Raw genomic sequence first — 19,578 nt, 5'->3', positions numbered from 1 at the left:
TGGGCGCCTTCGCTATTCGGCTCTGGAGGTCAGTGCCTGCGCCGGGTCTTCGGCTGCCGCTTGTCCTTCGACTGGGCGCGGGCGGCCTGGCGGCGCTCCCGCCGGGTGGTGCCGTCGCCGTACTCGTCGACGTCGCCGTGCACCGCGGCGTGCCCGCCCTCGTCCGGGCCGGAGTAGCTCAGGCCGCGCGGGTCGCTGTTGTCGATTCCCTTGGCGCGCAAGGCCGCAGGCGCCGCGTGACCATTGCCGGGCGCCTCGTCGGTCGGCAGCGAACGCTGCGCGTCGCCGAACGCGCCGACCGGCGAACGCAGACCGGGATCGACGGCGACACCCTCCGGCTGTGGCTGCTGCACCTCGACCTGCAGGTTGAACAGGAAGCCGACCGACTCCTCCTTCAGGCCCTCCAGCATCGCCGCGAACATGTCGAAGCCCTCGCGCTGATATTCGACGAGCGGATCGCGCTGCGCCATGGCGCGCAGGCCGATGCCCTCCTTGAGATAGTCCATCTCGTAGAGGTGCTCGCGCCACTTGCGGTCCAGCACCGAAAGCAGCACCTGCCGTTCGAGATTGCGCATCGAACCCTCGCCGGCCAGGCCGTCGATCTCCTGTTCGCGCTTCTCGTACGCGGTGTGCGCGTCCTCTAGCAGCGCCTCCAGCAGATCGTCGCGGGTCAGATCGCCCGCCTCGCCGACCTCGGTCTCACCGGTCAGATCCTTGTAGTTGAGGCTCACCGGGTAGAGCGTCTTCAGCGCGGTCCACAGCTTTTCCAGATCCCAGTCCTCGACATAGCCCTCCGCGGTGGCGCCGTCGACGTAGGCGGTGATCACATCGGTGATCATCTCGTCGACCTGGCCCTCCATATCCTCACCGCGCAGGATCCGGTTGCGCTCGCTGTAGATGACGGTGCGCTGCTGGTTCATCACCTCGTCGTACTTGAGCACGTTCTTGCGGATCTCGAAGTTCTGCTGCTCGACCTGGGTCTGCGCGCTCTTGATGGCCTTGGAGACCATCTTCGCCTCGATCGGCACATCGTCGGGCAGGTTGAGCCGGGTCATGATCGATTCCAGTGCGGCGCCGTTGAATCGCCGCATCAGCTCATCGCCGAGCGAGAGGTAGAAGCGGGATTCGCCCGGGTCGCCCTGGCGGCCGGAACGACCGCGCAGCTGGTTGTCGATGCGGCGCGACTCGTGCCGCTCGGTGCCGAGCACGTAGAGGCCGCCTGCCTCGCGGACCGCCTCGGCGTCCTCCTCGGTCTGCGCCTTGACCTGCTCCAGCGTCGGCAACCACGCCTGCTGGTATTCGTCGGGCGTCGCCACCGGATCCAGGCCCTGCTTGCGCAGCAGGATGTCGGCGATGATGTCCGGGTTGCCGCCGAGCACGATATCGGTACCGCGACCGGCCATATTGGTGGCGACGGTGACCGCGCCGGGCCTGCCCGCCTCGGCGATGATCGCGGCCTCGTTCTCGTGGAACTTCGCGTTCAGCACGTTGTGCGGGATGCCGCGCTTGGTGAACTGCTTGGACAGATACTCCGAGCGCTCGACGCTGGTGGTACCGATCAGCACCGGCTGGCCCTTCTCGTGCCGCTCGGTGACATCGTCGACGACGGCGGAGAACTTGGCCTCCTCCGTCTTGTAGATCAGGTCCGACTGGTCCTGACGGATCATCGGCTTGTTGGTCGGGATCGGCACCACGCCGAGGCTGTAAATCTGGTGCAGCTCAGCGGCTTCCGTCTCGGCGGTACCGGTCATGCCGGACAGCTTGTCGTACAGGCGGAAGTAGTTCTGCAGCGTGATGGTGGCCAGCGTCTGGTTCTCGGGCTGGATCTCGACGCCCTCCTTGGCCTCGATCGCCTGGTGCATGCCCTCGTTGTAGCGGCGCCCGATCAGGATGCGGCCGGTGAACTCGTCGACGATGATGACCTCGCCGTCGCGGACGATGTAGTCCTTGTCGCGGGCGTAGAGCTCCTTGGCCTTGATGGCGTTGTTCAGGTAGCTCACCAGCGGCGAGTTGGCGGCCTCGTAGAGGTTGTCGATGCCGAGCTGGTCCTCGACGAATTCGACGCCCTGCTCGTGCACGCCGATGGTGCGCTTCTTGATGTCGACCTCGTAGTGCACGTCCTTCTTCAGCAGCGGTGCGATACGGGCGAATTCGGCGTACCACTTGGACGAGGCGTCGGCCGGGCCCGAAATGATCAGCGGGGTGCGGGCCTCGTCGATGAGGATGGAGTCGACCTCGTCGACCACGGCGAAGTTGTGCCCGCGCTGGACCAGATCCTCCAGCGAATGGGTCATATTGTCGCGCAGGTAGTCGAAGCCGAATTCGTTGTTCGTGCCGTAGGTGATGTCGGAGCCGTACGACTCGCGCCGCTCGGCGGGCGTCATACCGGACAGGATCACCCCGACGCTGAGGCCGAGGAACCGGTGCACGCGGCCCATCCACTCGGCGTCGCGCTTGGCCAGGTAGTCGTTGACGGTGACGACGTGCACACCGTCGCCGCTGATCGCGTTCAGGTAGGCGGGCAGCACACAGGTCAGGGTTTTGCCCTCACCGGTCTTCATCTCGGCGATATTGCCGAGATGCAGCGCGGCGCCACCCATGATCTGCACCTTGTAGTGCTTCTGGTTGAGCACCCGCCACGACGCCTCGCGCGCTACCGCGAACGCCTCGAGCAGCAGGTCGTCCAGGGATTCGCCATCGGCGTAGCGCTCCTTGAACTCCTCGGTCTTGGCGCGCAGTTCCGCATCGGAGAGCTCCTCGAAGTCCGGCCCGATCGCGATGACCTCGTCGGCGAGGTGGGCGAGCCGCTTCACGATGCGACCCTCACCAATCCGTAGCAACCTCGTCAGTGTCAGCGCAGGCACGGGTCTCGTCAGTCCTCTGGTCGGTGTGTATCAACGGCGCGGATGCATTCCCAATGTTAATGCGGCACCCATGGTAGGCGCCGACCAGCAACGATGTGCTGCCTCACCCCCGGGTTCCGGCCATGAATGTCCCGCTGGGTCTCACCGTACCCGTGCTTGCTGTGAAGTGCGCCGGATCGGTTACCCGGGAGTGGGGATGGGCGCTGTTCCGGCCCGGGCCGGAGAGCCCAGCGACCTCCCAGTGAATCGGATTGGCCCGGAACATGTTTCGTCATCCGTATCGTACGATGTAAGGCGTTCGGTATGCCGACGGAATACCGGCCGATCGTATCGGGGACGATCGGTGTCGGCATATGACGACCACTGAGCAGCGCGGCTCGGACTCCGGAGCCGATATCCGTCCGCTTGGCGATGGCGGCACGATTCGATCGAAACAGCTTGCCCGCGCGGCGGATCCGGGGGCGATGTACTCATGTGTGCCACGGACCAGGGCACCGAAGGGAGCAGGCGGCAGCGTGATCACGAGGTTGACGCCGCAGGACGCGTCGTTCTATCGGCTCGAGTCGAGTAGCAATCCGATTCACATCGGCTCACTCGCGATCGTCCGGAATTCCGGCGGCGCGGATGAGGTCGCGCTGGATTACGACCGGCTCGTCGATCTGGTCGAGGAGCGGTTGTCGCTGGTGCCGCGATATCGGCGCAAGGTGCGCGAGATCCCGTTCGCGCTCGGGCGGCCGGTGTGGGTGGAGGACAGCGGATTCGATATCACCTATCACGTCCGGCGGTCCGCGCTGCCCGGTCCCGGCAGCGACGAGCAACTGCTCGACCTGGTGGCCAGGCTGGCGTCGCGGCCGCTGGACCAGACCCGGCCGCTGTGGGAGATGTACCTGATCGAGGGCCTCACCGACGGGCGCAGCGCGATCTTCACCAAAACCCATTCGGCGCTGGTCGACGGGGATACCGCGCTCGAAATCGGCCACGTCATCCTCGATACCGGCCCGTCGCCGCGCGGGGTCGCCGACGACGCGTGGCACGCGCCGCGCGAACCCTCCGAATCCGAACTGCTGATCGGCGCGCTCGCGCATCTGGCGGCCCAGCCGGGTGAGGCGCTGGAGGTGGTGCGCGAGGCGCGTTCCGGCGTGCTCGGGATGATCGGTTCGACGGGTAAGGCGGTGCATTCGGTGGTCGGCGCGGTGCGCGCCGCCGCGACCGGCACCCAGGACAGCCCGCTCAACATCCGGACCTCGCGCAACCGCCGCTTCGCCGTGGTGCGCACCGATCTGGAGGACTACCGCAAGCTCCGCAAGCGTTTCGACTGCTCGATCAACGACGTCATCCTGGCCGTCGTCACGGGCGCGCTGCGCAACTGGCTGCTCTCGCGCGGCGAGGCGCTCACCGAATCGTCGACCGTGCGGACGGTGGTGCCGATGTCGGTCTATGTGGACAGTCCCGGCGCCGCGCAACTGAATCCGGCCAGCGAGGTGTCCTCGTTCCTGATCGATCTGCCGGTGGGCGAACCGAATCCGGTGATTCGGCTTTCGCATATCTCGCACGCCACCGCGGCCAACAGCAAACATCGGCGCGGGGTGCGGGCCCGCACCCTGGTGCACATGGCCGGCTTCGCACCGGCCAGCCTGCATGCGATGAGCGTGCGGGCGGCGAGTACGTTCGCAGAACACACGTTCAATCTGGTGATCACCAACGCGCCGGGTCCGCAGCGGCCGATGTATATCGGCGGCGCGCGGATGCTGGAGATGTATCCGGTGTCGCCGCTGCTGCGCAACCAGGCTTCGAGCATCGGGATCACGTCCTATGACGGACGGGTCTGCTACGGGCTCAACGCCGATCGCGACGCGATGGCCGACATCGGCGTGCTCGCCGCGTCGGTGCACGAGTCCATGGAGGAGATGCTCGGTGCCTGTCTCTGATCAGAACACGATGCGGGTCTACATCCCCGCGACGGTGCCGATGCTGCGCGAGCTGGTGGCCGACCGGGAGCTGCGCGCGATCGGCGGCACCGCGTTCGCGGTCACCCCGGCGCTGCGCGAGGCGTACGCCTCGGGCGATGACGAGGAACTGGCCGAGGTCGCGATGAGCGAGGCGGCGCGGGCCGCGCTGCGACTGCTGGCGGCCGAACGCGACGGGATCACCGAATCCGGCGAGGACGCACCCGCCGGTGACCGCGACCCGGGCCCGGTGTACCGGCGCGCGGTGATCGCGGCCGATGTCAGCGGCGCGCGGCTGCGGCCCGATCTGGACGATGCGGTGGTGAAGCTGGCGGGCCCGGTTCCGTACGGCAAGATCGCCTCGGTGCACGTGGACCTGGCCGAGGCCGAGCCGGAGGTGGCCAAGGCGGTGGATGTGATCGACGCCGCAGATCTCGGTGACACCGACGCCGAATTCGTGCTCGGCGATGCCGAGGACCACCAACTGGCCTGGTACGCGGCCCAGGAGCTGCCGTTCCTTTTGGAACTGCTCTAGGGCGTCGCGCGGCGATTCGATGAGGGGTGGCGGGTGGGCCTGGTCGCGCCACCCACCGGAACCTACGATGCCGTAACCTGGCTGCCGTACGGCAGGTCCAGACAGGAGACGAACGGCAGCGATGAGCTCGAAACGTGGGGGATTTTCCGTGCGGGGCATCCGGCAATGGCTCGAGGCCCCGGCCGCGAGTGTCGCCGAACGGGGCGGTCGGCTGAACGTATTGCGCGGCGCGGTCGCGCGGGTCACCACCCCGCTGCTGCCGGACGACTATCTGCACCTGGCGAACCCGCTGTGGTCGGTGCGCGAGCTGCGCGGCCGCGTCGTCGAGGTGCGCAAGGAGACCGCCGATTCGGCGACGCTGGTGATCAAGCCGGGCTGGGGTTTCGACTTCAAATACCAACCGGGCCAGTACATCGGCATCGGCATCCTGATCGACGGCCGCTGGCATTGGCGCTCGTATTCGCTTACCTGCCCGCCGAATTGGAACGAGCCGGGTCATGGCGGCAAGCGGGTGATCTCCATCGCGGTGAAGGCGATGCCGGAGGGTTTCCTGTCGAGCCATCTGGTCAACGGTGTGCGGCCCGGCGCCATCGTCCGGCTGGCCGCGCCGCAGGGCGGTTTCGTGCTGCCGTCACCGCCGCCGCCGAAGGTGCTGTTCCTGACCGCAGGTAGCGGCATCACCCCGGTCATGGCGATGCTGCGGGCGATGGACCGCCGCGACGCGGTGCCCGATGTGGTGCACATCCATTCCGCCCGCACCGCCGAGGACATCATGTTCGGCGCGGAACTGCGCGAGCTGCACGACCGGCATCCCAGCTTCACCATGCGCCCGCATCTGACGGGTGAGCGGGGCAAATTCGCACTGGACTCCCTGGACGAGGCGCTGCCGGACTGGCGCGAGCGCGAGACCTGGGCCTGCGGCCCCGCCGCGCTGCTCGACGAGATCGAGCGGCACTGGCGCGATGCGGGCCTGAGCGATCGGCTGCATGTCGAGCGTTTCGAGATCGAGCGGTCGGCGGTGGGTGAGGGCGGCACCGTGACATTCGGCAAGTCCGGTCGCAGCGCGACGGTGGACGGCGCGACCAGTCTGCTGGAGGCCGGTGAGTCGGTCGGTGTCCAGATGCCGTTCGGCTGCCGCATGGGCATCTGCCAAACCTGTGTCGTCACACTGAGTTCCGGTTACACGAGGGATCTGCGCAACGGTGACGAGCGCCGCGAGGGCGACAAGGTGCAGACCTGTATTTCCGCCGCGGCCGGCGACTGCACACTCGACGTCTGAGGGCGCGACATTTCGCGCAGGTAGGCTCGAAGCAATTCGTGTAGGGAAAGGACCCCGGTGGCCATCACCGATATTCAGGCGTTCGCTCATCTCACGGCGGCCGACATCGAGGCACTGGGGCGGGAACTCGATGCGATCCGGCGCGATATCGAGCTCGCTCGCGGCGAGCGCGACGCGAAATACATCCGGCGCACCATCGCGGCCCAGCGCGGTCTCGAGGTGGCCGGGCGCGCCGTGCTGTTCGGCAGCCGCAACCGATGGGCGTGGCTGGCCGGGACGGCACTGCTCTCGGTGGCCAAGATCATCGAGAACATGGAGCTCGGGCATAACGTCAGCCACGGGCAGTGGGATTGGATGAACGATCCGGAAATCCACTCGAGCACCTGGGAGTGGGATATGACCGGGCCGTCGGCGCAGTGGCGGCGCGCGCACAACTATTCGCACCACACCTACACCAATGTGCTCGGCAAGGACGAGGACCTCGGTTTCGGCATCCTGCGGATGACCAGGGACGAGGAGTGGAAGCCGATGCACCTGGTGCAGCCGTTGGCGAATCTGCTGCTGGCCGCCACCTTCGAATGGGGTATCGCGCTGCACGACTGGAGCATCGAGAAGGAGCTCACCAACACCCCGCGCTACCAATTGGGTTCGCCGGCGAACAAGGAGTTCGGCGGCAAGATCGTGCGGCAGGTGGCCAAGGATTTCCTGATCTATCCGCTGCTCACCGGGCCCGCGTGGAAATCGACGCTGAAGGCGAACGCCACCGCGAACCTGGTGCGGAATCTGTGGGCATACGCGGTGATCTTCTGCGGGCATTTCCCGGACGGCGCCGAGAAATTCACCATCGAGCAGCTCGAGGGTGAGACGCAGGCCGAGTGGTATCTGCGGCAGATGCTGGGCAGCGCGAATTTCAAGGCCGGCCCGGTGATGGCCTTCATGAGCGGCAATCTCTGCTACCAGATCGAACATCACCTGTTCCCGGATCTGCCGAGCAACCGGTATCCGGAGATCGCGGCGCGGGTGCGCGAACTGTGCGACAAATACGATCTGCCCTACACCACCGGTTCGCTGGGCAAGCAGTATCTGCTCGCCTTCCGCACCATTCACAAACTGGCGCTGCCGGACCGATTCCTGAAGCGCACCGCCGACGATGCGCCGGAAACCTCGTCCGAGCGCAAATTCGCCGGGATCACCCTGCCGTCGCTGCCCACCGCCGGGTGGAGCGAAAGTCATTGGCTGGGGGTGGATCCGGAGTCCGGCCGGCGGCGCGGGCTGCGTTCGGCGCTGCGCGAGGCCAAGGTGGTGCTGGAGGAGAAGGCACGGCACGAGAAGGAAGTGCTGCGCGAGGCGAAGGCGGCGTTGAAGGATAAGGCGCGCCAGGAGCAGGCCGCGCTGCGCGATGCCACGTTGGCGCTGCAGGAGAAGGCCCGGCAGGAGAAGGTCGCACTGCGGCGAAAGGCGTTGCGCGAGCGGGCGATCCTGCGGGTTCGCCGTCGCCGCATGGCCTGACGCTTCTAGCATCTCCAGGTCACATTCACAATGGAAGATTTGCCACAGTCTTGACGCGATCCTGACAACCTACGGAGTCGTAACTTACGGTACTGTAGCCGCCATGGCAATCTCGGATGTCAAGGAATACGCGCATCTCACGGCGGCCGATGTCGAGGCGCTCGGCGCGGAATTCGATGCGATCCGGCGGGAGATCGAGGCCTCGCGCGGGGAGCGGGACGCCCGCTACATCCGCAACGTCATCCGGCTGCAGCGCGCGCTCGAAATCAGTGGCCGCGCGGTACTTTTCGTGAGCTTCCTGCCCCCGGCCTGGCTGGCCGGCGTTGCCCTGCTGAGCACCGCCAAGATCATCGAGAACATGGAGATCGGGCATAACGTCATGCACGGTCAGTGGGACTGGATGAACGATCCGGAAATCCACTCCAGCTCATGGGAATGGGATAACACCGGGCCGGCCAAACACTGGAAGCACACCCACAACTACCTGCATCACAAGTACACCAACGTGCTCGGCATGGACGACGACATCGGCTACGGCCTGCTGCGCGTCACCCGGGACCAGAAGTGGCGGCCGTTCAATATCGGCAACCCGGTCTACAACCTGCTGCTGCAGTTGTTCTTCGAATACGGCGTCGCCATCCAGCATTTGGAGCTCGGCAAACTCGCCGCGGGCCGATACAAGCCCGGCACCCCCGCCCGCGCCGAATTCGAGCGCAAGCGCAAGGAGGTGCTCACCAAGGTCGGCAAGCAGGTCGTGAAGGATTACCTCGTCTTCCCGCTGCTCACCGGCCCGGCCTTCGTCTCGACGCTCACCGCGAACCTGGCCGCGAATATGATCCGCAACGTCTGGTCGAACGCGGTCATCTTCTGCGGGCATTTCCCGGACGGTGCGGAGAAGTTCACCAAGGCCGATGTCGACGGGGAGACCCAGGCCGAGTGGTACCTGCGGCAGATGCTCGGCAGCGCCAATATTTCCGGCGGCACGCTCACCCATTTCATGACCGGCAACCTCAGCCACCAGATCGAACACCACCTGTTCCCGGATCTGCCGAGCAACCGGTACCGCGATATCGCGGTGCGGGTGCGCGAGCTGTGCGACAAATACGACCTCCCGTACACCACCGGTTCGCTGCCGGTGCAGTACTTCAAGGCGTGGCGCACCATCCTCAAGCTGGCGCTGCCGAACAAATACCTGCGCGACACCGTCGACGACGCCCCGGAGACCGCCTCCGAGCGCAAATTCGGCGGCAATACAGAATCCACCGTCGACCCGGTGACCGGCAAGCGGCGGGGTCTGCGCACCGCGCTCGCGGCGGGCAAGCGCCGGTTCGGGCGGCGCGGGCAGTCGCGGGAACTTCAGCCGGTCGGGTGAGCCCTGCCGGGTCGGGGCTGGTTGACTCTGCCTCGTGTATGCCGAAGACCTGAACGTTTACGACGTCATCCGGATGCGGCGCGATGTCCGCGCGGAATTCACCGGGGACGTCGTCGACGATGCGACGCTGTGGCGGATTCTCGACGCCGCGCACCGGGCGCCGAGCGTCGGGAATTCGCAGCCGTGGGATTTCGTGGTGGTGCGGGAGCGGGCCACCCTGCGCAGGTTCGCCGACCATGTGGCCGAGAAGCGGATCGAATTCCGCGACGCGCTGCCGCCGGAGCGGGCCGCGACCTTCGAGCCGATCAAGATCGAGGGCATTGTCGAGAGCGGCACCGGCATCGTGGTCACCTACGACCATCAGCGCGGCGGCCCGCAGGTGCTCGGCCGGGCGACGGTGCCGGAGACCGGCATCTATTCGGCCGTGCTCGCCATCCAGAATCTGTGGCTGGCCGCGACGGCCGAGGGCGTCGGCGTCGGTTGGGTGTCGTTCTACGATCCCGGATTCCTGTCCGAACTGGTCGGGTTGCCCGACGGCATCCGGCCGGTGGCCTGGCTCTGTGCCGGACCGGTGCGCGAATTCCAGCGGGTCCCCGATCTGGAGCGTTTCGGCTGGCGGTCCGGGCGGCCGTTGGACGAGGCGGTGCACCGGGAAACCTTCCGGGGCTGATCTTCGCGGTACCGCCCTGCGACGGCGGGAAATTCGGGTAGCTTACGCAGCGTGGACCGTAAAGCGGTCGAGAAATGGGTCGACGGCTATGAACGAGCCTGGCGCGCGGCGGGGACCGACGGGCTCGCGGACCTGTTCGCGCCGGAGGCCGGTTACCTGATCGCCCCGTGGGCCGAGCCCATTCTCGGGTTGGCCGCCATCGCCGAATTCTGGGACGACGAGCGGGAGGGCCCGGACGAGGATTTCACGATGGAATCCGAAGTCGTCGCGGTGGAGGGTGAGACCGCGGTGGTCCGGGTGGAGGTCGAATACGGGGGAGCCGCGCCGATTCGCTGGCGGGATATGTGGATTCTGCGCTTCAACGAATCGGAACGGTGTATCTGGTTCGAGGAGTGGGCATTCCCGCCGGATCCCACCAATTGAGTTTCGGCAGAACAGTTTTCAATCGGCATGCGCGACGGGCTGTTTCTTGCGGAAGTACGTTCGGGCCTCGACCGGAATCCACAGCAGAGTCAGGATGATCGCCGATAGTGCCCACCCCGCGAGGAGCGCGGCATGCGCACCCGATGACGGGAACAGCACCCAGACCACCGCGCGGCCGATGATCTGGCCGGCGAGCAGGAAGGTGATGACGCCGCGGGCCCAGCGGTCGCCGCGCAGCACGAAGTAGGCGAGCGCGGCATAGATCGGGGCGTGGGTCAGGTGGTAGACGGTGCCGACATTCCAGCTGAACGGCGGCCAGGCCGCGACGACGAGGTGGTCGATCGCGTGAATTACGATGCCCGCGACGGCGATTCGGACGGAGTTGGGTAGCGGCACGGGAACCCCTTCGCGCTCGGTATCTTTCGGATCCGAACGGTACGGGCGGCCCGGTTCGCCGTATTGGAAGAAACGGTCGTGCCGGAACTCAACCGAGCAGCCGCCCCGGCGGTGCGCCCGCGAAACGCAGGAAATCCCGGTGCATATGGGCCTGGTCGTAGTAGCCGCTTTCGTCCGCGATACGGCTCAGATCGGGTTCCGGTGCCGCGGCCGCCGCCCGCAGCGCCGCGGTGAATCGGGTGAGCGCGCCGAACGTTTTGGGTGACAACCCGATGTCATCGGCGAATCGTCTCCGGAAATGCCTTGGACTCCAACCTGATTCGCTGATCAGCTCGTTAAGGGGAACCCTGCCGCCGCTGCGGCGCAAGAGCCCGGCGGCATAGGCGATCGCCGGATCACCCGAATAGTCGGTGCGCGCGAACCATTCGCGCAGATACCCGCCCACCACCTCGAATCGGTCCGCCCACGACCGCGTGGCGCCGAGCCGCTCGGTGGCCTCCCGCGCGGAGGGTCCGAGGAATTCGTCCAGATCCACTCGCCTATTGCGCAATTCGTGCAGCGGAACGCCGAGTAATCGCCGGGCGGTCAGCGGATCCAACTGCACCTGAACACCGCACAACCGCCCCGCATGGGTGGCGAATCCGCCGCGGTCGTGCATGCCGACCACGAATGCGAACGGCCGCAGCGCGCGTCCCTCGAAGACGCCGTCGAGCGCGAATCCGATCTTCACGGTGCCGCCCGGAATCTTGCGGCGCCGCACGGGTTCCGGCTCGTGCACATCGAAACCGAAGCAGGACAGCAGCGGAAGTCCGGCCAGCCGGGCCGGCACCACCTGCTCGGGCCGGACCTGCCGAGTGCCACGCAATTCGAGCAGCCGTCGCTCGCCCATCCCCATTCGCGCAGCCTACGACATCCGGCCGATTCGTAACTCATCTGAAAACCGGATGAACCCTGCTGTTCGGTTCGGTTTGTTAGCGTGCCGGTTCATGACAGGGGTTGGGCTGAGACTATTCGCAAGTTTATTCGCGGTGCTCGTCGCGGCATTCGCTGTGGTTGCCGGTGTTTCGGCCGCGCCGCAGCCGGTGCGGACGGATTCCGTCGTTCTGGTGAACGCCACTGTGCCGCAGCGCGCTTGGGACACCTTGGCGAAGATCGACGCGGGGGAGTGGCCGCCGAACGACGGTTCGGGCACGCACGGCGGCACCACCTGGACGAACCGGGAGGGCACGCTGCCGAGGACGGACGGTTCGGGCAACCCGATCCACTACCTGGAATGGGATGTCAACCGAAAGTTGCCGGGGCACAACCGCGATGCGGAGCGCATCGTCACCGGCAGCGACGGTTCGGCCTGGTACACCGGCGATCACTACGCCACCTTCACGCGGATGCGCTGACCGCGGTCACCTCGTCGACCGCCGGTCGCGTCTTCGGCGCCGAGGTGGGCAGCGGCCGGTGGTGCGCCGCAGGTCGCGATGCTCGTGGGCCGAAAGCACACTGGAGGAATGCGAACTCGACGCAACGGTCTGCTCGGCGCCGCGTTGACGTGTGTGCTGGTTTACGCGACGGCCTGCGGTGGCGATTCGCCGACCGAGAAGACGACGCCTCCTCCCTCGGGCGGTGACACCGTAACCCTCGACGGGGCCGTCTACGGTCGGCCGATGGTGGCCGGGGACACGATTTTCGCTGCGACAGAACGTAATTCGGTCTACGCCGTGACCGGTTCGACCGTGCGTTGGCGCGCCCATCTCACCGAGCCGATATCGCGGTCGAAGCTGCCGTGCGGCGATATCGATCCGGAGGGGATCACCGGGCAGCCCGCCTACGACGCGGTGACCCACCGGCTGTACGCGGTCGCCGAAACCGCCGACGCCCACCATGTGCTGTACGCCCTCGACGCCGATTCCGGCGCGGTGGTCGACCGGGTTCCGGTCGATCCGCCGTTCGGTGATCGCGCCGCATATCTGCAACGTCCGGCGCTCGCCTTCTGGAACGGTCGCGTGTACGCCGCATTCGGCGGTAATTTCGGCGACTGCGGCGAATACACCGGAGCCGTTGCGGCTGTGGATGTTTCGAATAACGCCGTCACCTGGTATCGCGCGTCGTCCGGCGGCCGTGGCGGTATCTGGGCTCCCGGCCCACCGGTCATCGCGAACGACCGGCTGTACTACTCGGTCGGCAACGGTGATGCCGGGCCCGGAACCGCTTATGACGGAACGGATTCGGTGATCGCGCTGACGGCGGATCTGCGCCGGGCCGATTTCTTCGCCCCGGCGACCTGGGCGCAGGACAATGCCGCCGACAAGGATCTCGGTTCGATGAATCCGGCACTGGTCGGCGAACATATCGTGATCGCGGGCAAGGCGGGCAACGGTTACGTGCTCGACGCCCATCAACTAGGCGAAATATCCACTCGTGCACCGGCATTCACCAACTGCCGGGCCTTCGGCGCCGCCGCGGTCGCCGCCGATGTGATCTATTTGCCCTGCACCAACGGCATTACGGCGGTGCGCATCGCCACCGACGGTACGGCCGCGGTGCTCTGGCGCGCCACGGTGGCCGCGACCGGTTCCCCGGTTGTCGACGGGAATCGAATCTGGGCCGCCGACTGGCATTCCGGCACCCTCTACGCACTCGATCCGGCGACCGGGCGGGTGATCGAGCAGGACAGCACCGGTCCGCTACCGCATTTCGCCACCCCGGCGCTATCGGGTTCGGCCGTCGTGCTCGGCACGATGTCCGGGCTGCGGTTCATCGGGTCGCGGTGATTGCCCTGCCGGGCAAAGGATCTCATCGCGGGCAGATGCGGATAGCCGGAAGTGAATTGGCCGTGTTGTCCGGGGTCCGGTCGGCCGGGCAGTGTTGTCCGCCAACGGTTTCGATGCGCACTCCATCGTCGGCGCGGGTCCGCTGTGGCGGATCCGCCGCCCTGGCCGAGTTCGATCGGGCGAGCGCGGCGGTGAAGGCGCAGCGCCGGGCCACCGGCGACGGCGTCGTCCGCGACCGGGCCTGCCCGGTCCGCGGCCCGGGGTGCGGCGGTACGCAGCGCGGCAGCGCTCGATCGGTGCGTCCCGGTACCTGCGGACCGCGCACCGGTGGGTGCGCGCCCAGCGGCCGCGATGCGGGTAGCTGTACCGCCGTCGCGCACGAGCCCGCGGTACACAGCCGCCAGTGCATGGCCTGGCCGTCGACCCGCCGGTCGGCCATTGTCCAGGTCATGACGGTGGCGGAGGCCAGCGTCGCGATGACGGCGGAACGCGCGATCCGCTGAACGCGCATGGTGCGATCACCTCCGGTATCGACCGTTCCGGGGCGCGGGTCGGCTGAATCCGGAACGTGCGCACCATCATTCGCCATTCCATCGAGCGCTGCCCGGCTCGGTCACTTCCCTCTAATGACTCTCAGAGACACATACTGCCCATATAGTGTCACCGAGAGACACAAGATAGCATCCAAGCGCCCCCGGTTGGCAAGATCCGCAGCCGAGCCCGTCGAGAGGAACCGGACCAAATGAAGCCGGACGAGACCCTGCCCGCGCGCAGCCGTAAAAAGGAGCTGCTGCGGGCGGAGCTCATGATCACCGGCCTGCGGATGTTCGAGCAGCAGGGCTTCGAACAGACCACCGTGCAGCAGATCGCCGACGCGGTCGGTGTGTCACGCCGGACCTTTCACCGGCACTTCCCGTCCAAGGAACACATCGTCTTCGCCTACCAGTCGTCGCTGTTCGGCGGCGCACTCGACTATTTCGCGCGCCGTCCGCTCGACGAATCCGCGCTGACCGCCATGCGCCGCGCCATGCGCGATTACCTACTCGACCCCACCGCGGCCGCCGAACGCGCCAGGATGGCCGAGGCGGCCCGGCAAGCGAATCGGATCATGGCGGCCAATCCCACTGTCCGCGGCGCGGATTCCGCCGGACAGGCGCAGCGGCAGCGGGTGCTCGCCGAGCGGATCGCCGCCCGCACCGGACTGCCCGCCGCCGATCTCGCGCCCCAACTGCTGGCCGCCACCTTCCTCGTCGCCGTCCGAGTCGGCGTCGAACGCTGGATCCAGACCGCCGACCACACCCCCGCCACCCTGCAACGCGCTCTCGACGAGGCCTTCGGCGTCCTACAGCGCGGCGTCGACATCCCGGGCCGCGCCCCGGACTGATCAGGCGGACGCCGCGGGATCCCGTAGGTACTCCGGAAGCGAATCACGCAGGGCGAACACCTTTCTCGGCTGGTTCCCAGCGAGGAAGTCGAGGATCATCCGATTCACCAGCTCGGGCTTCTCCATGGGAACGCCGTGCGATGCGCCGGGGACGACGGCGAGCTGGGAGTCGGGTATGGCCCTGGCCATGGCGAGGCTGTGCTCGACCGTCACCCCGTCGTCATCGCCCTGCATGAGCAGGGTCGGCGCCTGGATCGCGGCGAGATCGCAGATGGCGATATTGGGCTCCTCCCGCCACATCCGCAGCAGCTTCTCGTAGATCACCGGGAAATGATCGGGGCCGTCCGGTGCCTCCGTATAACTCCCGCGGACGATCTCGCCCATCCGCGCGCTGACGGGTTCTTCGAAAAGTTGGTGGCAGGCCGGGGTTTCGCCATCGCGGTTGACATAGACGCCGATGGCGACCAACTTGCGCACCAGGTCGGGCCGTCGCATGGCGACCAGTACCGCGACGATCCCGCCATCGCTCCAGCCGACCAGGTGCGCGGGACCGATTTCCAGCGTTTCGAGGAAGGCCGCGGTGTCCTCGGCCATGATCTGGAAGCTGATCGGGCCGTCGACATCGGCGGTATGCCCGTGCCCGCGCCGTTCGGGCACATAGACCCGGAAGTGCTTGGCCAACTCCGGAATCTGCGCCAACCAGCTGAGCGCGTTCGCGCCGCCGCCGTGTAGCAGCACGAGCGGCTCCCCGTCGCCGTACACCTCGTAGTACGTGTTGACACCACCGGCAATTACGTATTCACCCATGAAATCCATGCTGCGCCCGGGCTCTTGCGTACCGCTTGCGCGGAACGTCATGGTTCAGTGCGGATTCGGGGCGCCCGCGGTCAGGATGGCGAGGAATTCTGTTGCGGCACGGCCGGGATGGCCGCCCGCGCGGCGCACGGCGACGACCGGGATTTCGGCCTTCAGCGCCGGGACATCGATCACGCGGAGGCTGCCGATCCGCAGTTCCTCGCGAATGTTGGCCAACGGCATGAGCGCGACGCCGAGCCCGGCCTCGATCAACCGCTTCTGGGCGGTCAGGCTGTCGACGGTGGTGATCGATGGATCGGTGATGCCCGCCGCCGCCAGCTGACCTTCCAGCAGACCGCGGAACGAGCCGGTGCCGCCGCGCTCGGCGGGGAAGCCGAGCCAGGTGGCGTCCCGCAGCGGCCGCAGGTCCGGCAGCCGGTCGGCGGTGATCGGATGGTCGGCCGGTACCACCAGGTAGAGCCGCTCCGCGCCGAGCGGGATCGATTCCAGTTTCGGGTCGGTGTCCGGGTGATAGCGCAGGCCGAGGTCGGCGGTGCCGCCGCGGACCAGCGCGCTCACCTCACGGCTGGTCGCCGTGCGCAGATCGATCGTGACATCCGCTGTGCGCGAGGTGAATTCGCGTAGCGCGTCGCCGATGTGCGAATCGGCGAGCGTGCCGACGATGGCCAGCCGCAAGGTGAGCGGGAGGGTTCCGGCCCGGTCTCGCACGGCCTGTTCGCCATCGCGAAGCGCGGCCAGCGCGGCCTCCGCGTACGGCAGCAGTGCGCGTCCGGAATCGGTCAGTCGCATGCGGCGGCCGACCCGTTCGAACAGTTTCGTATCGAGGCCGCGCTCCAATTCGTGGATCCGGCGGCTGATCGCGGGCTGCGAGCGATGCAGTCGCCGCGACGCCTCGGTGAATCCGCCCGCCTCCGCGATGCAGATGAAGGCCTCGATCTCCTCGAAGGTCATTCCATCAGTATTCCTGATGTATAAGGCTAAGAAATATGCATTTGAATGATGACGAGTCGGCGCGCAGAGTGAACGTATGACTGATCAGGCGACGAAGATCGCGCGTTTCCGGGCCTTGCACGAGCGGCCGGAACCGCTGCTGCTGCCGAATCCGTGGGATGCCGGAACGGCCCGCCTGTTGGCCGCGCTCGGGTTCGAGGCACTGGCCACCACCAGCCTCGGCGTGGCGAACGTCCTCGGCCGCACCCGGGCGACGCTGCCCGAGATTCTGCGCAACTGTCGCGAAATGGACTCGGCCACACCGCTTCCCGTGAACGTCGACCTGGAGAACGGATTCGCCGACGACCCCGTCGCCGCGGCCCGCTCCATCGAGCTGGCCGCCGACGCGGGTGCGGCCGGCGCGTCCATCGAGGACTACACCGGTGACAGCCGAAATCCGATCTATGATTTCGCGCTGGCCGTCGACCGGGTTCGCGCGGCCGTGGAAACCGTGCGAGCGTTGCCGAATCCGTTGGTATTCACCGCAAGAGCCGAAAATCTGCTGTACGGCATAGACGATCTGGACGACACCATCCGGCGCCTGCAAGCCTTCGAGGAGGCCGGGGCCGATGCGCTGTACGCACCGGGCCTGCGCACCCTCGACCAAATGCGCGCGGTGGTCTCCTCGGTGCGCAAACCGGTGAACGTGGTGATGGGCTTCGCCGATCCGTCGATCACGCTGGATCAATTACGCGAGATCGGAGTCCGGCGCATCAGCATCGGCGGCGCGCTTTCCCGAATCGCCCTGCGCGCCTTCACCGACGCGGCCGCAGAGATGCGCGCGGGTCGATTCGGATTCGTCGCCGATGTACCGCCGCTGTCGGAGTTGCATCGGGCATTCGTGGACTAGTTTCCAGCTGAAATTGACTGTGTTGGTTGGCGCGGTTTCCGAGTGCTGGCAACTGGTCGCTTGATAGCTTCTAGGCTTACGAAAATGCTTGTTACATAGGTATTTTCGGGTATGATTCGAATATGAGTTCGGACGTTGAGCTTGATCGGCAACTCACCGCCTTTGAGGAGGCGGTCGCCGGTCTGTCCGAAATCGACCTCGATCTGGTATCCGATGACGCGATCGTGGACCTGCTGCGGCGGGTCGAATCACGCACCCGCGCACTGGCGTCGCTGACGCACCGGATGCTGGTACAGGTCGGCGAACGCGCCATCCCGGAAGACCACGGCGTCGGATCGGTCCGCCAGTTCCTCATCGACACTCTGCGGTTGTCGAAAACCGAAGCCGTGCAACGCACCACCGCGGCCAAAGCATTGGGTTCCTGGCACGGCATCGACGGCGCGACCCGCCCGCCGGTGCTGCCACACACCGCACACGCCCAAGCCGAGGGTGCGATCTCCATCGAGCACGCCCGCCGGATCAACACGATCATGGACCGAGTACCCGCGGCGGTCGAACCGGCCGACCGTGAACAAGCCGAACAGATCCTGGCATGCCTAGCGCGCAGCGCACCCCCGGAAGACATCGACAAAGCCGGACTACAGATCCTGGCCCACCTCGACCCCGACGGCACCCTCACCGGCGACCGTGACCGGAAACGCCGCCGCGGCTTCAGCATTGGGCGGCAGCGCGCGGATCTGATGTCACCGTTCGGTGGCGAACTCGACCCGGTCGCTCGCGCGCTGCTGGATCCGGTTCTGGCAAAATGGGCACGTCCCGGGATGAACAATCCGGATGATCCAGACAGCCCGACCGGTGATTGCGAGCACGTCGACCGCGCGCAGTTGGTTGCCGCCGCCGCGCGTGACACCCGAACCGCCGCCCAACGCAACCATGACGCGTTGGCCGCGGTACTGAAACACGCACTGTCCTCCGGAGTATTGGGCGAACACCGCGGGCTGCCGGTCACCGCCATCGTCACGATGACCCTCGCCGATGTCGAAAACGCTTCCGGTGTCGCCACTACCGCCTCCGGTGGGCTGGTCCCGATCCAGGATGCGTTGCGGATGGCCGAAAACGCCCACCAGTACCTGGCTGTCTTCGACCACCACGGTCTCCCACTACACCTCGGGCGGCAACGCCGCCTCGCCAACCGCTACCAGAGGCTGGCCCTGATCGCGGGTGCCCGCGGCTGCACCCGCCCCGGCTGCGACGCCCCCGCCACCCTCACCGCCGTCCATCACCTCACCGACTGGGCCAAGGGCGGCCCCACAGATCTAGAAAACCTCACCCTCGCATGCGACGCCTGCCACGCCCGCATCCACGACGGACCCGGCGGCTGGAAAACCATTGTCCAGCAGCACGGTTCCCCATATCCCGGTCGCGCAGCCTGGATAGCGCCCCCACACGTCGACCCCGGTCGCACACCACACGTGAACCACCGCCACCACCCCGACGAACTCCTCGCCGAGGCACATCACCATGCCCCACCCACCCCCACACCCGAATCCCCCCACACCCCACTGGATCCGGCCACCCGAGCCCTCTACCTCACCCGAATCCAACACTGCTTCCACCAACTCAACCACCGCAGCCGTATCGCGGCCAACCGCGAACTCGCAACACTCCGATCAACTCACAGCACAAGCTGATCCACTGGTCACCGGTGCCGAACCGTCGCAGCCGCTGATCCCAGCGATGAAGATCGAAATCTCCACGCGCCCCGCTGGCCAGGTTCAA

The 19,578-nt window shown here is 66.8% G+C and carries 18 protein-coding genes; 12 read left to right on the top strand and 6 right to left on the bottom strand.

Annotated elements, in window-relative coordinates; translation table 11 throughout:
* Window positions 1-29 precede the first annotated feature (29 nt).
* Window positions 30-2,864 (bottom strand): preprotein translocase subunit SecA, encoded by a 2,835-nt coding sequence (secA, locus tag F5544_RS37275; RefSeq protein ID WP_167477509.1) that lies wholly within the window; start codon window positions 2,862-2,864, stop codon window positions 30-32.
* Between the two features lie 515 nt (window positions 2,865-3,379).
* Here secA and F5544_RS37270 point away from each other — a divergent pair.
* From F5544_RS37270 to F5544_RS37240, 7 genes are all read left to right on the top strand, one after another.
* Window positions 3,380-4,792: a WS/DGAT/MGAT family O-acyltransferase gene (locus F5544_RS37270; RefSeq protein WP_167477508.1), complete on the top strand. Its 1,413-nt coding sequence runs from the start codon at window positions 3,380-3,382 to the stop codon at window positions 4,790-4,792.
* 10 nt (window positions 4,793-4,802) lie between these two features.
* Window positions 4,803-5,345, top strand: coding sequence for a DUF6912 family protein (locus F5544_RS37265; protein ID WP_167479739.1), 543 nt, complete (start codon window positions 4,803-4,805; stop codon window positions 5,343-5,345).
* A 121-nt stretch (window positions 5,346-5,466) separates the two neighbouring features.
* Window positions 5,467-6,624, top strand: coding sequence for a ferredoxin reductase (locus F5544_RS37260; RefSeq protein WP_167477507.1), 1,158 nt, complete (start codon window positions 5,467-5,469; stop codon window positions 6,622-6,624).
* Between the two features lie 57 nt (window positions 6,625-6,681).
* On the top strand, window positions 6,682-8,133 hold the full coding sequence (locus F5544_RS37255; protein ID WP_167477506.1) for a fatty acid desaturase: 1,452 nt from the start codon (window positions 6,682-6,684) through the stop codon (window positions 8,131-8,133).
* Window positions 8,134-8,236: 103 nt separating this feature from the next.
* On the top strand, window positions 8,237-9,505 hold the full coding sequence (locus F5544_RS37250; protein ID WP_167477505.1) for a fatty acid desaturase family protein: 1,269 nt from the start codon (window positions 8,237-8,239) through the stop codon (window positions 9,503-9,505).
* Between the two features lie 49 nt (window positions 9,506-9,554).
* Window positions 9,555-10,175, top strand: coding sequence for a 5,6-dimethylbenzimidazole synthase (gene bluB / locus F5544_RS37245; protein WP_167479738.1), 621 nt, complete (start codon window positions 9,555-9,557; stop codon window positions 10,173-10,175).
* Window positions 10,176-10,226: 51 nt separating this feature from the next.
* Window positions 10,227-10,598, top strand: a complete 372-nt coding sequence (locus tag F5544_RS37240) for a YybH family protein (protein ID WP_167477504.1) — start codon at window positions 10,227-10,229, stop codon at window positions 10,596-10,598.
* Between the two features lie 18 nt (window positions 10,599-10,616).
* Here the strand turns inward: F5544_RS37240 and F5544_RS37235 are convergent, their stop codons facing one another.
* A complete protein-coding gene (locus F5544_RS37235) occupies window positions 10,617-10,994 on the bottom strand; it encodes a hypothetical protein (protein WP_167477503.1) in 378 nt (125 codons plus the stop codon).
* A gap of 88 nt (window positions 10,995-11,082) precedes the next feature.
* The gene (locus tag F5544_RS37230; protein ID WP_167477502.1) at window positions 11,083-11,889 is read right to left on the bottom strand and encodes an AraC family transcriptional regulator; all 807 of its coding nucleotides are present in this window, start codon (window positions 11,887-11,889) and stop codon (window positions 11,083-11,085) included.
* A gap of 133 nt (window positions 11,890-12,022) precedes the next feature.
* Between F5544_RS37230 and F5544_RS37225 the strand changes: the two genes are divergently transcribed.
* Both F5544_RS37225 and F5544_RS37220 read left to right on the top strand, forming a co-directional pair.
* Window positions 12,023-12,388, top strand: a complete 366-nt coding sequence (locus tag F5544_RS37225) for a ribonuclease domain-containing protein (protein WP_428847093.1) — start codon at window positions 12,023-12,025, stop codon at window positions 12,386-12,388.
* A 108-nt stretch (window positions 12,389-12,496) separates the two neighbouring features.
* Complete coding sequence (locus F5544_RS37220) at window positions 12,497-13,759, top strand: PQQ-binding-like beta-propeller repeat protein (RefSeq protein WP_167477500.1); 1,263 nt, start codon at window positions 12,497-12,499, stop codon at window positions 13,757-13,759.
* Window positions 13,760-13,781: 22 nt separating this feature from the next.
* Here the strand turns inward: F5544_RS37220 and F5544_RS37215 are convergent, their stop codons facing one another.
* Entirely contained in the window at window positions 13,782-14,270 is a 489-nt protein-coding gene (locus F5544_RS37215; protein WP_167477499.1) for a hypothetical protein, read from the bottom strand.
* 231 nt (window positions 14,271-14,501) lie between these two features.
* Between F5544_RS37215 and F5544_RS37210 the strand changes: the two genes are divergently transcribed.
* Complete coding sequence (locus F5544_RS37210; protein WP_167477498.1) at window positions 14,502-15,143, top strand: TetR/AcrR family transcriptional regulator; 642 nt, start codon at window positions 14,502-14,504, stop codon at window positions 15,141-15,143.
* Here F5544_RS37210 and F5544_RS37205 read toward each other — a convergent pair whose 3' ends face one another.
* Complete coding sequence (locus tag F5544_RS37205; protein ID WP_167477497.1) at window positions 15,144-15,950, bottom strand: alpha/beta fold hydrolase; 807 nt, start codon at window positions 15,948-15,950, stop codon at window positions 15,144-15,146.
* A 54-nt stretch (window positions 15,951-16,004) separates the two neighbouring features.
* A complete protein-coding gene (locus F5544_RS37200) occupies window positions 16,005-16,910 on the bottom strand; it encodes a LysR family transcriptional regulator (RefSeq protein WP_167477496.1) in 906 nt (301 codons plus the stop codon).
* Between the two features lie 76 nt (window positions 16,911-16,986).
* Here F5544_RS37200 and F5544_RS37195 point away from each other — a divergent pair, with 76 nt between their 5' ends.
* Both F5544_RS37195 and F5544_RS37190 read left to right on the top strand, forming a co-directional pair.
* On the top strand, window positions 16,987-17,799 hold the full coding sequence (locus tag F5544_RS37195; RefSeq protein WP_167477495.1) for an isocitrate lyase/PEP mutase family protein: 813 nt from the start codon (window positions 16,987-16,989) through the stop codon (window positions 17,797-17,799).
* A gap of 122 nt (window positions 17,800-17,921) precedes the next feature.
* Window positions 17,922-19,490, top strand: coding sequence for an HNH endonuclease signature motif containing protein (locus F5544_RS37190; RefSeq protein WP_167477494.1), 1,569 nt, complete (start codon window positions 17,922-17,924; stop codon window positions 19,488-19,490).
* The last annotated feature ends 88 nt before the right edge of the window (window positions 19,491-19,578 follow it).

The sequence above is a fragment of the Nocardia arthritidis genome (genome assembly GCF_011801145.1).
Lineage (GTDB): Bacteria > Actinomycetota > Actinomycetes > Mycobacteriales > Mycobacteriaceae > Nocardia > Nocardia arthritidis_A.
The sequence above is the reverse complement of the archived record's forward strand: the minus strand, read 5'-3'. Positions and strand labels throughout refer to the sequence as shown.

Excerpts from the sequence above, each read along its gene's own strand:
- F5544_RS37265 (WP_167479739.1), top strand. The coding sequence starts at position 4,803 with ATGCGGGTCTACATCCCCGCGACGGTGCCGATGCTGCGCGAGCTGGTG.
- F5544_RS37260 (WP_167477507.1), top strand. The coding sequence starts at position 5,467 with ATGAGCTCGAAACGTGGGGGATTTTCCGTGCGGGGCATCCGGCAATGG.
- F5544_RS37250 (WP_167477505.1), top strand. The coding sequence starts at position 8,237 with ATGGCAATCTCGGATGTCAAGGAATACGCGCATCTCACGGCGGCCGAT.
- F5544_RS37230 (WP_167477502.1), bottom strand. The coding sequence starts at position 11,889 with ATGGGGATGGGCGAGCGACGGCTGCTCGAATTGCGTGGCACTCGGCAG.
- F5544_RS37220 (WP_167477500.1), top strand. The coding sequence starts at position 12,497 with ATGCGAACTCGACGCAACGGTCTGCTCGGCGCCGCGTTGACGTGTGTG.
- F5544_RS37215 (WP_167477499.1), bottom strand. The coding sequence starts at position 14,270 with ATGCGCGTTCAGCGGATCGCGCGTTCCGCCGTCATCGCGACGCTGGCC.
- F5544_RS37210 (WP_167477498.1), top strand. The coding sequence starts at position 14,502 with ATGAAGCCGGACGAGACCCTGCCCGCGCGCAGCCGTAAAAAGGAGCTG.
- F5544_RS37205 (WP_167477497.1), bottom strand. The coding sequence starts at position 15,950 with ATGGGTGAATACGTAATTGCCGGTGGTGTCAACACGTACTACGAGGTG.
- F5544_RS37200 (WP_167477496.1), bottom strand. The coding sequence starts at position 16,910 with ATGACCTTCGAGGAGATCGAGGCCTTCATCTGCATCGCGGAGGCGGGC.
- F5544_RS37195 (WP_167477495.1), top strand. The coding sequence starts at position 16,987 with ATGACTGATCAGGCGACGAAGATCGCGCGTTTCCGGGCCTTGCACGAG.
- F5544_RS37190 (WP_167477494.1), top strand. The coding sequence starts at position 17,922 with ATGAGTTCGGACGTTGAGCTTGATCGGCAACTCACCGCCTTTGAGGAG.